This is a genomic window from Shewanella insulae (assembly GCF_009831655.1).
Lineage (GTDB): Bacteria > Pseudomonadota > Gammaproteobacteria > Enterobacterales > Shewanellaceae > Shewanella > Shewanella insulae.
Map to the genome: position 1 here is coordinate 46,288 of NZ_WRPA01000011.1, position 12,533 is coordinate 58,820.

The window sequence follows — 12,533 nt, forward strand, 5'->3', positions numbered from 1 at the left end:
ATGCTAACTTTACGCGCCTAAAAAGGGTGTGAGGTCTGTCGCTATCTCATCTGTTGGCTAACAACAAGTATGGACTATTTTTTAAGCCTGTGAGCTTGCACATCTTTATACACCTAAGGAGACCTGATCACCATGACCTCAGAGAAAGAGCTTGGCGTTCGGCTCGACAAGTGGCTGTGGGCCGCCCGCTTCTATAAGACGCGTGCAATCGCCAAAGAGATGATCAACGGCGGTAAGGTGCACTACAATGGCCAGCGCACTAAGTCGAGCAAGCTGGCCGAAGTCGACGCCGTGATTAGATTACGACAAGGATATGACGAAAAAGAGATCGTCATAAAAAAATTATCCGAGCAGCGCCAGAAGGCGGTGGTCGCCCAAACCTTATATGAAGAGACGCCAGAAAGCATAGCCAAACGCGAGACCTATGCCGAGGCAAGACGCTTGAATGTGCTTAACAATCCCGCGCCGGATACCAAGCCAGACAAGAAACAGCGTCGCCAACTAATACGCTTTAAAGAAAGCTAACTGTGAGACACAAATGAGTAAAGATATCTTAAACCGTTACCTATTCGACAACGCCGATGTGCGCGGACAAATCGTACAGCTAGAGAAGAGCTATCAAGAGATCTTATCGGCTCACACCTACCCTGAAGCCATTGCCCGTCTGCTGGGCGAGCTGATGGCGGCCACCTCTTTACTCACCGCCACACTGAAATTTGATGGTGATATCAGCGTACAGGTGCAGGGCAACGGCCCGGTATCGCTGGCGGTGATCAATGGCAACAACCTACAACAGCTGCGCGGCGTCGCACGCTGGGAAGGCGAGGTCGCCAAAGACGCCAGCCTACAACAGCTTATGGGCCAGGGACACATGGTGATCACCCTGACTCCGAGCAACGGCGAGCGTTATCAAGGCGTAGTGGCATTGGAGAAGGAAACCCTGGCCGAGTGTCTGGAGCAATACTTCCTGCAGTCTGAGCAGCTGCCGACCGCCATCCGCCTGTTTGCCAACGGCAAGCAAGCCGCCGGCATGTTGCTCCAGGTCTTACCAGGCGAGAACGAGCACAACCAAGAGTTCGAACATCTCGAACAGCTGACCAGCACCATCAAGGCCGAGGAGCTATTTGATCTCGAGGCAACAGAAGTATTGCACCGTCTGTATCACCAGGAAGAGGTTCGCCTGTTCGATCCTATCGAGGTCACCTTCTCCTGTACCTGCTCCCGTGAGCGCAGCGGTCAGGCACTGAAAACCGTGGCGAAGGAAGAGTTGGACGCCATCCTGGCAGAACAAGGCAAGATCGAGATGGGCTGTGAGTACTGTAACTCCAGCTACAGCTTCGACTCCATCGATGTCGAGGCACTATTCAAAAATGCTCCCAAGTCAGATACTCAACAGTAAATCATCGGCCTAATTTCACTAGATAAAGAGGATGCCTGTGCGCATCCTCTTTTTTTTACGATTTTCGCGATCTTCCTCACACATTCAATTCCGCTTAAGTTACAATCGGGCCTCTGCAAATCATGCAGATAAAACAAAAACAAGCTGGCACAGACCGGCCAACCCTACTCGAATGATGGAGACCTTACAGATGGCGGATGGATCTAAGCAGACTCATAGAAATCCCTCTACGGCACAACTAGTTGAGTTTGCACTCGCACGCGGCGAAGGAGAGCTAACGGCGAATGGTGCATTAGTGGCAAAAACTGGCGAGCGTACCGGACGCTCACCCAACGACCGCTTTATCGTGAAAGAAGCAAGTAGCGAAAATGAAATCGATTGGGGTTCGGTCAACAAGCCGTTCGCCATGGATGCCTTTAACGCCCTATGGGATCGCGTTGCGACCTACCTGGCCGACAAGGAGACTTTTGTTTCTGAGCTGGAAGTGGGTGCCGACCCTGAGCACTACCAACCTATTGAAGTAAAAACCGAGACCGCCTGGCATCAGCTTTTCGCCCGTAACCTGTTTATCGTGCCTGAGCAGTTTAACGTCGCCAACAAGCCCGTTTGGCAGATCATGAACGCCCCGGGTTTCGAGTGTGATCCTGCCCGTGACGGCACCAACTCTGACGCCACCGTCATCATCAACTTCGCCGATCGCAAGGTACTGCTGGCAGGCCTTAAGTACGCCGGCGAGATGAAGAAGTCTATGTTCTCAGTGCAGAACTTCCTACTGCCTGCCAAAGGCGTACTGCCAATGCACTGCTCGGCCAACGTCGGCAGCGAAGGCGACACCACCCTATTCTTCGGTCTATCTGGCACAGGCAAGACCACACTGTCTGCCGATCCTAAGCGTTTCCTCATCGGCGACGACGAACATGGCTGGGCACCAGGCGGCGTATTCAATATCGAAGGTGGCTGCTACGCCAAGTGTATCGATCTGAGCCAGAAGAACGAGCCGGTGATCTGGGACGCTATTCGTTTCGGTACCGTACTTGAAAACGTGACTCTGGATGAGCAACGCGTTCCTGACTACAGCAACACAGAGCTGACCGAGAACAGCCGCGCGGCCTACCCGCTGGAGCACATCGCTCAGCGTAAGGAAGAGAACCGCGGCGCTGAGCCAAATGCCGTGGTTTTCCTGACCTGTGACGTATCAGGCGTACTGCCTCCAGTGTCTAAGCTGAGCAAGGAACAGGCGGCCTACCACTTCCTCTCTGGCTATACCGCCAAGGTAGGCTCGACCGAGATGGGCTCTACCTCTGCGATTCAGTCGACCTTCTCGACCTGTTTCGGCGCGCCATTCTTCCCGCGTCCGGCTGGCGTATATGCCGAGCTGCTAATGAAGCGTATCGAGTCATTCGGTAGCCAGGTATATCTAGTCAACACCGGCTGGACCGGCGGTCCACACGGCGTAGGTAAGCGTTTCGATATCCCAACGACCCGCGCCATCGTCGATGCCATCGTCAGCGGCGAGTTGAAGGATGTGGAAACTGTGCACATCGACAAGCTAAACCTGGACGTGCCTGTGGCCGTGTCTGGCGTCGATGCCAAGCTGCTTAACCCGGTCAATACCTGGACCGATAAGGCTGAGTACGACAAGTACGCCCAGCAGCTGGCAGAAGAGTTTGCCGCCAACTTCACTAAGTACGACGTCTCTGACGCCATCAAACAGGCTGGCCCTAAGGCTTAAGCCCTGCGTCCGATAACAGTATAAAAATGGCCCCTCGGGGCCATTTTTTGTTGCCTAACTCTCAGCAAGCCCCGCCTTCCAACCTACCCGTTCGGGTAATGGTAATTTAATCAAAGCCATAGATAATGTCCTTTCAGCCGTATTGGACCTTGGCTAAGTTGTCGTTGTCGGGTCCTTTTCATTGTTAATATTTGTAAGGACACAAATATGCGTTTAACTCACCTTAGCTCTCTGCTGCTCGGTACCTGTCTACTCAGTGCCTGCGGCGGCTCCAATGACGATTCAGATACCCCAACCGACGGTGGCGTGCCACCCACAAGCTTCGATCATCAAGTCATAGGCACTGTGGTGTACCAGGGCGCGGTCGCCGGCGCCGAGGTCTGTGTGGATCTCAACCAGAATGCCAGCTGTGATACCGACGAACCCAGCACCATCGCAGATGTCGATGGCAAGTACCAGATCGATTGGAGCAGCGATGTCGAGATGCCTGTCTATGATCTGATCGCCAACTGGCAACAGGCGGCAGAAACCGCCACTAAACCGGCCCTGCTCAAGGCCGCATTTCGCACCGATGCGCTCAATGCCAATGCCTCCAAATCCGATAGCAATCAGGGCGTGATCTCCATGGAAGGAGTCGGCAAGTTGGTGGCCCTGCAGGAACACGGCGGTGAGATCAACCCTATGACTCATCTGGAGTATCAGCGCGTCGCCCGCATGCGCGCCGCCGGTACCACATCCCTTGATATCGTCACTCAGCGCGGTCTGCTGGCCGCTCTATTGCTGAATATCTACGAGCGCGACGGCAATCCCTATAAACTCAGCGCCGAGCAATCCCTCAGCCCTGAATTTGTCGACACCTACCAACTGCACCGTCATCTCGAGGCGCTGATCGGCGAGCAGCTCGGCGATGTGCTGGCCGTGGATGACATCATGTCGATTACCCGTGACCAGCTAAGAGACCTGGTAGATGAGAGTGGCATGAGCACCGAGGATTATTTAGCCAGCGACCCCATGGCGGTGCGCTTCCTGGTCAACAATGCGCTGATCGCCGAAGAGTATATCGAGACGCCCATAGATGCGAAGATCATGTCAGACGCCGATTGGCAGGTGATAACCACCAATTACCTAGAGGAAGGGCAGCAGCCCAGTATGTTCAATCTGGGCCCTGCAATACTCGAGCATTTTTTCACTCTCGATTATGGTAACCCAGAGCTCTCTTTCATCGGGAGAATTAGTGACAATCAGGTGACAGGTCTGGTCCTCAGGACCCCTGTCGAGGAAGATGATCACCTAGAGTGTTGGAATACCGACATGAAAAAATGGATTAATCCAGATAGGAAAGATCAGGGCTACCAGCCTCCAGCCATGACATTCATTGATAATACTATGAATAGTGTCTACAGCGGTACTAACGTCCCGGTGACAATTGAATTCACCAAATATTCAGGCACTGGCGAGGAGTGGCAGGCCATTCTCAGCACCACACCACCGGCTCTCAAGCTGGCCGAACTCAACTGGCCAAGCCAGGTATATCGCTACCGAATCCATCAGGCGGAAGACGTGATGTGCCGAACAGAGGAGTTCGACACTAAGGAGATGCCACTCCATCAAGATCCTCAGCAACTGACCACGGCGGATGTCGCACGTCTATCTTGGCCATCCCTCTATCCTGACGAACTAGTTATAGACGAAGAAAATCAACGCATTACAAACAAAATGACCGAGGCCACCTTTGAATGGTCATTAATTGACAGTCCGAGTGACCAGTCGATAATCCACATAGTAGAGATCGTCGAGCCTCAGTTTGCCAATTTTGTGCTGGCTACGGATTACCTAATTGACGGTGCTGATATTTTCGAGGTGATGATCAACAAAGGCTCCTCAGAGTATAGTCAGCGTCATCAACACCTAAGCATTACCTATGATGGCGAAGAGGATGGCTTCAACCAACGCTTCTACAAACACCTGGAGGCGATCGTCAAGGGGCAATAGCATTATGCCGGACGCGTTAGAGCTTACTGCTAAGCAAAGGTAAGCCATAGAGTCAGCTAAATAAGAAAGAGGATGGTGAATGCCATCCTCCTTTTCTTTCTCAGTCTCTTTCAACAAATAGTTTCCCCAGCAGTTTGCCAAATGAGTCTCTCTATTCAGCCCAAAACCTCGCCGCTCGCATCCAATACTTAGACTCAGTACTTAATCTCAGCTTAGGCTTTATCTCCAGGATAAGCCCCAATTCACAGACTCCTCCCCTCGCCCGTGCTACGCTGCGCGCCTGCAAGACTATACTCATTTCAAAAGCATAAGTGACGACAAGACGAGGCAAAGGTGAAAACCAAGACAAGTAAGCTACTAGGCAATATCGGGGTACAGGTGGTGATCGCCATGATTATCGGTGCCGCCGTCGGTTTTATAATGGGTGAACAGGCCAGCATGTTTGCACCGCTCGGCACCATATTTATCCACCTAATCAAGATGTTGGTTATTCCTTTGGTGCTGGTCTCCATCATCTCCGGCGCCGCCAGCCTGGGCGACAGCCCCTCGGCGGGCAAGATAGGCATAGGTACCTTTGGTTTCTTCATCCTCACCTCGGGCGTGGCCGTCTCCTTGGCAATACTGCTGGGTAACCTGTTCCAACCCGGCAAGGGTGTCGATTTCACCGCCCACAGCGCCAGTGGCCTGATGACGGTAACCGAAAAACATGGTGCCCTGCCCGGCGTGATGGACACCTTTATCGGCATGATCCCCACCAATGTGTTCGAATCGCTAACCGGTGGCAATATCCTGCAGATCTTAGTCTTTAGCATCTTCTTCGGTATCGCCCTCACCAAGGTGAAGGGGGAAGGCAGCAAGCCGATCCTGGCGGCCCTCAACACCATAGTCGACGCCTTTGTCTGGATGATCAACTGCGTCATGGTGATCGCCCCTATCGGCGTGTTCGGCCTGATGGCCGACTCGGTCGGTACCTTCGGCTTCGACGCACTAGAGGTGGTATTTAAGCTGTTTGCCGTGTTTATCTTCGGCATCCTGCTGTTTGGCTTCCTCTTCTTCCCTTTGCTGGTGCAGCTGTTCTCCAATGTCAGCGCCAAGAAGTTCATCAGTGTCATGAAGAAGCCCCAGGTGATGGCGCTCTCTACCGCCTCCTCCATGGCCACCCTGCCGGTGAACATGGAAACCTGTGAGGAAGAACTGGGCGTCTCTAAACCTACCGCCTCCTTCGTGCTGCCCCTGGGCGCCACCATCAACATGAGCGGTAACGCCATCTACTACGGCCTAGTGGCTATCTTCTTTGCCCAGATGTACGGCATAGATCTTAGCCTGGGCGCCTACATGGCGATCATCTTCACCTCGACTCTGGGCGCCATAGGGCAAGCAGGCGTCCCCGGCCCCTCCTTCCTGGTGGTGGCCGTACTGCTGGCCGCGGGTATTCCCATCGACGGCCTGCCGCTGCTGTTCGCCCTAGACAGGGTGTTTGACATGATCCGTACCTCGCTCAACATCACAGGCGATGCCGCCTGCGCGGTGATCTTGGATAAATACACCAAGGCCGAGTAACGGGCTTTACGACTTTCTCTTAGCCGGGTGCAATCAGCACCTGGCTATCTGCTCCCACCTATCAGCTATCGCTCAATAAGCTGTGCTTTCGCTCAATCCTTCTCTCCGATGCAAATCCAGTCTCAGCATCATTCCCAGCCACTCGAAAGTCAAATAAACCAAACTTTATGTAAAGCACACTTGACTATGCTTCTTTTTTAGCCTAACTTGTTATGTAAAGGGTATTTGACATTTTAAGCAAGCGAGAGGAACTGCACATGAAACAGATCATCGACGCCATCTGCTCCAAGGGGCTACCGTTAAGGGATATTCAAAATGCCAATCGGGTGAACCTGCTCGCCCTGCTGTGGGCGCTCAGCCTAGGCGGCACCTCCTTCCTGGCCCATCAAGGTTATCTGACGACCACCTGGGTGCTGGCAAGCAGCTTCATCCTCCATGGGGTCATCGGCATCTGGATGCTGTTGGCCTTTAAACGCTTCCTGCGCCAACTCGACGAGATGGAACGTAAGATACAGCTCGACGCCCTCGCCTTGGCCGTCGGCGTCAGTATCATAGGCTTCTCTCTCTATTCGATTCTGGATATGGCAGATCTGCTACCGGATCTCAAGGCGGCCTATCTGGTGGTGCTACTGTCGCTCACCTATATGCTAGGGATAATCTTCGGGAGACTAAGTTACAGATGAAGAACCGTCTAAAACCCCTGCGCGCCGAGCATAACTGGACTCAGGCCGACCTGGCGGGCCTGCTGGATGTGTCGAGACAAACGGTCAACGCTATCGAGAAGGGTAAGTACGATCCCAGCCTACCGCTAGCCTTTAAGATCGCCCGGCTGTTTCAGCTCCCTATAGAGGCGATCTTCGAAGATGAAGATGCCTAGGGCATTAGCGACGATCGGTGCCAGTATCGCCGTGGTTGCTCTGCAAAATAAGTCCTCCTCGCCGTTCACTCATGGGATACTTGCATCACAACTGGCGCCGTAACGACTATTGCTCCATAAGGTGGGGCGCCTCGGCACGTGCCAGACACCACACCTGCACCTGGATGTAGCGCGCCTCGAACAGCTTGGCGATCTCCTTAGCCGTGGTGCCGGTTGTCACCACATCATCGATCAGCGCGACACGCTGAAAATCGAACTCCTCTATCAAACGAAAGGCGCCGGCGAGATTGCGCCGTCGCTGCTTACCCGTCAGCCCCGCCTGGGGCGGCGTATCGCTGAGTCGCTCCAGAGCATCTGGCAGCACAGGCAAACCTAGGGCTCGGCCGAGTTCGCTGGCGATAACAAAGGCCTGATTAAAGCCCCTCTCACGCAGGCGACGTGGATGCAGGGGCACGGGCAACAAGGCCTGAGGCAAGGAGATGATCTCCGCCTCAGCCAGCAGCCGAATACGCCTCACCAGAGCCTGCACCAAGGGAGTTAAACCTGCGAGTTGCCCCTGGTACTTGATCGCCGCCACCGTCTCCCCCAGTCCCTGGTGATAACTAGCAGGCGCCACCACCTTGAGGGGCTGGCCCGTCATGCAGCCGCCACAATAGGCTTTCTGCTGAGGCATAGCGCGGCCACATCCCAGACAAGTCGGCGACGAATAGAGCCCGGCATCGAGACAGGTGAGGCAGATGCCTCGCTGTGGCAAGACCACCCTTTGATGGCAGATCATACAGCGATTGGGTAGACTAGCCGCCAGCAGTCGCCGCAGTTGCACGAGCCACTGCCTGCGCGATAAATGCAGATGAGTTCTATCCATTTAACTAACCTTACGATCCAGAGGCATCTTAGTGAGTCAGCAATCCTTGCATATTGAAACTATAGGCCAAGGCCGCCCCATCGTCCTGCTGCACGGCTGGGGGGTGAACAGCGCCGTCTTTACCCCTTTGCATCACGCACTCAAAGATCATCAACTTCTGTGCATCGATCTGCCGGGCTTCGGCGATAGCCCAGCCATAGAGGGAGATCTGGATGCCTGGGTCGACCACATCATGGCTCAGGTGCCAGAGCGGGCGATCTGGGCCGGTTGGTCGCTGGGGGGATTGGTCGCCACCCGCGCCGCCCTGCGTTACCCAGAGCGCATCGATGCCCTGTTGACCATAGCCTCCTCTCCCTGTTTCATGGCGCGTGACGACGAGGGTTGGCCGGGTATTCCCCCGCAAATTTTGGGGCAGTTTGGCGACCAGCTGGAGAAAGATCTCGGTAAGATGATAGAGCGTTTCCTGGCCATCCAGGCCATGGGGAGCGAGACCGCCAAGCAGGACATCAAGCGGCTAAGAGATCTGGTGATGGCCAAGCCGCTGCCGGATGCTGGCGCGCTGCGCACCGGCCTACAGATGCTCAAACAAGTAGATCTCAGGCGTGAACTCACAGAAATCAAGGCTCCCTGGCTCAGGGTATGGGGAAGATTAGACGGCCTGGTGTCCCGCCGGGTACAGCCGCTGATGCCGGTTTGCGAATCACGCTATCAAGATATCATGCTGCCCAAGGCCTCCCATGCCCCCTTCTTCTCCCACAGGGATGCCTTCGTCCAGGGAGTCGAGGCCTGGCTGAAGACGCTTAAAGAATAATCACTTTAACTTCTATCACTTTTTGATTATTATTTAAGCAGTTCTCTGAGGGGGTTTCTATGTTAGTGGTGACCAACTATCCGCAAGTGCCTATCGCGACGACCAACGCCGCGACCGATAGCGCGCGGGTAGAGAGTCAGCAACGCCCACCTATCATACCTGCGCCGCAACTCGCCAAGAGCAACGAGGAACGCCCCTTCAATCCGCAGAACGAACGTGCGGCAGAGCAGGCCAACGTTCAGGCTAAGCTCAACGAGAAGGTGCAGGCCAAGCAGCAGGGACAGGGTCAACATCAACAGGAAGGTCAACATCAACAGCAACAGGCTAAACAGGGGGCTGCGGCCATCATACGGCCGCTGATAATGAAGCCTGCGCTGGCACGTCGCGACATACGTAGCGCGCAGACTGAGACGCCAAGAGAGCCCCAGAAACCTAAGACCCGCTTCGAGAATCAGGCCAGCAGCTTCTATCAGAGCGTGTCGGCCCACATCGCCAGCTTCTACCAGACTCAGACCCTCCCCAAGGGAGAGCCCGAGTTATCCACCTTTATCTGATCGACGCTTCATCCGACGATTTGTTCGATGCCGTGCTCTGCTGCGGCGTCTGATACAGCTGTTGTTGGTAAGCCATGCTACCCCACAGCGCCCACGACAGTGCGGTCTGCTTCATCTCATCGCTCTGAGGCTTATGGGTCAGCGCTTTGTTTGCAAAGTCATAGGTATAACCCGTCGGCTCGCGCTCTGGCTGCAGGATAACCACATCGTCACCCCTTAAATAAGCCATATTCTTGTCGTACTGCATCAGGGCGCGGCCTGGCCAGTTTTCATCCATCTTAGTCAGATCCCGACCCAGCATAGGATAACTGCCAGAGACGCCCATCAAGGACAACAGGGTCGGCGCCAGATCGATCTGGCTCGCCACACGCTGATCCAGCTTAGGCGTGATGCCATCACCAAGAATAATCGCTGGAATGCGGAACTGCTCCACAGGTACCAGAGAGGCACCGCCTACGCGGCTCTCATGGTCGGCCACCACCACAAATAATGTGTCTTTCCAGTAGCTGGACTCTTTCGCCAGCTTAAAGAACTCACCCACGGCGTAATCGGCATACTTGGCCGTGTTGTTACGAGTCTGCTTGGTTTCATCATAAAGCTCGATGCGGTCATCGGGGAACTCGAACGGCTCATGGTTAGAGGAGCTAAACACTAGACTAAAGAAAGGCTTACCCTCCTTATGGAACTGCTCAAACTCGTTATTGGCTCGCTTGAGTAAGTCTTCATCCGACACGCCCCATGAACCGACAAACACGGGATCTTTATAGTCGTTCTGATCCACGATATCGCTAAAGCCGTTGCCCAGGAAGAAGCTGCGCATGTTGTCGAAATGGCTCTCGCCGCCATAGATAAACTGGGTCTCATAGCCGTTCATCTTCAGCAGATCGGCGATAGTGAAGAAGTCGGTCTGGCTCTTACCTAGCTTAACCACGGAACGTGCCGGGGTTGGCGTAAAGCCGGTAGTGACCGCCTCGATGCCGCGCACCGAACGGGTACCCGTGGCGTAGAGACGGTTAAAGGCCCAGCCCTCTTTAGCCAAGGCGTCGATATTAGGCGTCAGTGGCAGGCCGCCAAGGTAACCGGTAAATCTCGCCCCCAGGCTCTCCTGCAGTATGATCACCAGGTTCTTGGGCTTGCCCTGGAAACTCGCCTGGTTATAGGTCACGCTCGGCAGAGACTCTGAGGTGAAGGCGCTTAGCGGGCGACCACTGTCTTTACGTATATTGTCTATGATCTGGCTCTTCTCCAGCTTGCCATACACCTTAGAGGCATTGGCTTCCGCCGCCATCTGATCTATGGCAAACACCAGAGAATAAGAGGAGTTCACCACCAGAGAGTTCACCAGCGGATCGTCGGCGAAGGCCACCATGGCGGGGTTAAGTGGTCTGTGCCCCAGGCTAGAGCGCGCGCCCATCAGGGTCACGGCGATAACCAGTAAGGCAATGGCCGGACGCCAGAACCAGCGCGGATAGACCACCTCTTTCAGTAAGCGCCCACTCAGGCGCCAGCCGCCCCACAGACTCAGGGTGCTGACGATCAGCCCGAGGAAGATCTCTCCCTTACGGCTGGTCCACAGCATGGAGAGCACCTCTTTGGGGTAGATGAGGTATTCGATATAGAGACGATTCGGTCTCAGGCCATACTCGTCGATAAACGAGGGAGTCGATAGCTCGAGGAAGATCATCAACCAGAGGCCCAGGGTCAGCCAGACTCTCAGTACCGACTTCCAGCCACGGCCGACTATATGGTCGCCACCAAAGATGGTGGTGCCTAGGGCGGCGATGCCCCATAACCAACACAGAGTGGCAAAGTCGACCCTCAGTCCCTGAAGCAGCAGGTGTGGCCAGCCATCCACGGCGGCGACCCTATCGGCCTGCCAGATGCCCAAACCAATACGGCTCAGTGTCGTGATGGCCAGGGCTATCAGGCCAAAGTAGACAATGGCCCGCATTGGCCCATGTTTCTTGTGGGACGTCGTCATGGTTTCCTCAATCAAAATCGCTATCGCTTAATGGGTACGAGCATGTTCGCTCGGCAATGTGCCATTTTGACATAAAAGTCAGTAAAAAGTTCGAAAAGTGTAACAGTTAAATAAGACGTGAATTATCAGCTAAATAGTGGATTCCCGCGCTTTTTGCCCGCCAGAAGCCCCAATAATCTATTAAAAAATCGAATAGTAACTATCTTTCGATCTCCCCCCTCCCTGGGTAGGATAGCGTCAGATAAGTCAACAACATCAGTTAAAACAATCAGATAATAGATGGCTCTCGGCTCTACGCCGTCTAAAGAGGATACGCCCAGGGCTCGAAATTGAGTCCCTCATGGCACCTGCCGAGAACAGTATCAGCCAACAAGCCTTAGGGCCTCGTAAATACATAAAAATAACAACTGGTTATTTTCTAACAGCTTAAACACGACAACTCATACGGTTACACATGCATTCATATCAGAGATCCACGCCAGAGGCGCCCCATGGCTGACTACCTCATTAGCTATAGCTTCGAATCACCCACACCGCTGAGCGGCCGTCCCAGCCCCAAGGCGAACAAGACACACCTGGATAACACCCTCAGCGCCAGCGTGATAGTCAATGCCCGCGGCCTGACGCTCGCCAAGCAGAAAGTGATCGCCAGGGGTAAACAAAATGGCGTCAGGCGGCTCAAGATACTCTCTGCCGAACTCCTGCTCTAGCTGCAGTGCTAGCGACCAAGCAGTTCCATACGTAAGCCACACATAAAAAAGG

The 12,533-nt window shown here is 54.3% G+C and carries 12 protein-coding genes; 10 read left to right on the forward strand and 2 right to left on the reverse strand.

The window, feature by feature from the left end; translation table 11 throughout:
* Positions 1-132 precede the first annotated feature (132 nt).
* The 7 genes from hslR to GNT65_RS12825 all read left to right on the forward strand — a co-directional run bounded on the left by hslR (position 133) and on the right by GNT65_RS12825 (position 7,560).
* Positions 133-525, forward strand: a complete 393-nt coding sequence (gene hslR, locus GNT65_RS12795) for a ribosome-associated heat shock protein Hsp15 (RefSeq protein ID WP_011867415.1) — start codon at positions 133-135, stop codon at positions 523-525.
* A 13-nt stretch (positions 526-538) separates the two neighbouring features.
* Positions 539-1,399, forward strand: a complete 861-nt coding sequence (hslO, locus tag GNT65_RS12800; protein ID WP_160796792.1) for an Hsp33 family molecular chaperone HslO — start codon at positions 539-541, stop codon at positions 1,397-1,399.
* Between the two features lie 190 nt (positions 1,400-1,589).
* The gene (locus tag GNT65_RS12805) at positions 1,590-3,131 is read left to right on the forward strand and encodes a phosphoenolpyruvate carboxykinase (protein ID WP_160796793.1); all 1,542 of its coding nucleotides are present in this window, start codon (positions 1,590-1,592) and stop codon (positions 3,129-3,131) included.
* Between the two features lie 207 nt (positions 3,132-3,338).
* Positions 3,339-5,123, forward strand: coding sequence for a hypothetical protein (locus GNT65_RS12810; protein ID WP_160796794.1), 1,785 nt, complete (start codon positions 3,339-3,341; stop codon positions 5,121-5,123).
* 333 nt (positions 5,124-5,456) lie between these two features.
* Positions 5,457-6,683 (forward strand): dicarboxylate/amino acid:cation symporter, encoded by a 1,227-nt coding sequence (locus tag GNT65_RS12815; protein ID WP_160796796.1) that lies wholly within the window; start codon positions 5,457-5,459, stop codon positions 6,681-6,683.
* Between the two features lie 257 nt (positions 6,684-6,940).
* Positions 6,941-7,366 carry a hypothetical protein gene (locus GNT65_RS12820; RefSeq protein ID WP_160796798.1) on the forward strand — a complete coding sequence of 142 codons (426 nt, stop codon included), beginning with the start codon at positions 6,941-6,943 and terminating at the stop codon, positions 7,364-7,366.
* Entirely contained in the window at positions 7,363-7,560 is a 198-nt protein-coding gene (locus GNT65_RS12825) for a helix-turn-helix transcriptional regulator (protein WP_160796800.1), read from the forward strand. The genes GNT65_RS12820 and GNT65_RS12825 overlap by 4 nt, the downstream gene beginning before the upstream one ends.
* 106 nt (positions 7,561-7,666) lie before the next feature.
* On the opposite strand, the gene GNT65_RS12830 is transcribed toward GNT65_RS12825, so the two are convergent.
* The gene (locus tag GNT65_RS12830; protein ID WP_160796802.1) at positions 7,667-8,425 is read right to left on the reverse strand and encodes a ComF family protein; all 759 of its coding nucleotides are present in this window, start codon (positions 8,423-8,425) and stop codon (positions 7,667-7,669) included.
* A gap of 31 nt (positions 8,426-8,456) precedes the next feature.
* Here GNT65_RS12830 and bioH point away from each other — a divergent pair, with 31 nt between their 5' ends.
* Together bioH and GNT65_RS12840 are read left to right on the forward strand one after the other, a co-directional pair.
* Positions 8,457-9,236 (forward strand): pimeloyl-ACP methyl ester esterase BioH, encoded by a 780-nt coding sequence (gene bioH, locus GNT65_RS12835; RefSeq protein ID WP_160796804.1) that lies wholly within the window; start codon positions 8,457-8,459, stop codon positions 9,234-9,236.
* A gap of 59 nt (positions 9,237-9,295) precedes the next feature.
* Complete coding sequence (locus GNT65_RS12840) at positions 9,296-9,790, forward strand: hypothetical protein (protein WP_160796806.1); 495 nt, start codon at positions 9,296-9,298, stop codon at positions 9,788-9,790.
* Here GNT65_RS12840 and GNT65_RS12845 read toward each other — a convergent pair.
* Positions 9,783-11,771 (reverse strand): LTA synthase family protein, encoded by a 1,989-nt coding sequence (locus tag GNT65_RS12845; RefSeq protein WP_160796808.1) that lies wholly within the window; start codon positions 11,769-11,771, stop codon positions 9,783-9,785. The two genes, GNT65_RS12840 and GNT65_RS12845, sit on opposite strands and share 8 nt — an antisense overlap.
* A gap of 491 nt (positions 11,772-12,262) precedes the next feature.
* On the opposite strand from GNT65_RS12845, the gene GNT65_RS12850 reads away from it, so the two are divergent.
* Positions 12,263-12,481 carry a hypothetical protein gene (locus tag GNT65_RS12850; protein ID WP_160796810.1) on the forward strand — a complete coding sequence of 73 codons (219 nt, stop codon included), beginning with the start codon at positions 12,263-12,265 and terminating at the stop codon, positions 12,479-12,481.
* The last annotated feature ends 52 nt before the right edge of the window (positions 12,482-12,533 follow it).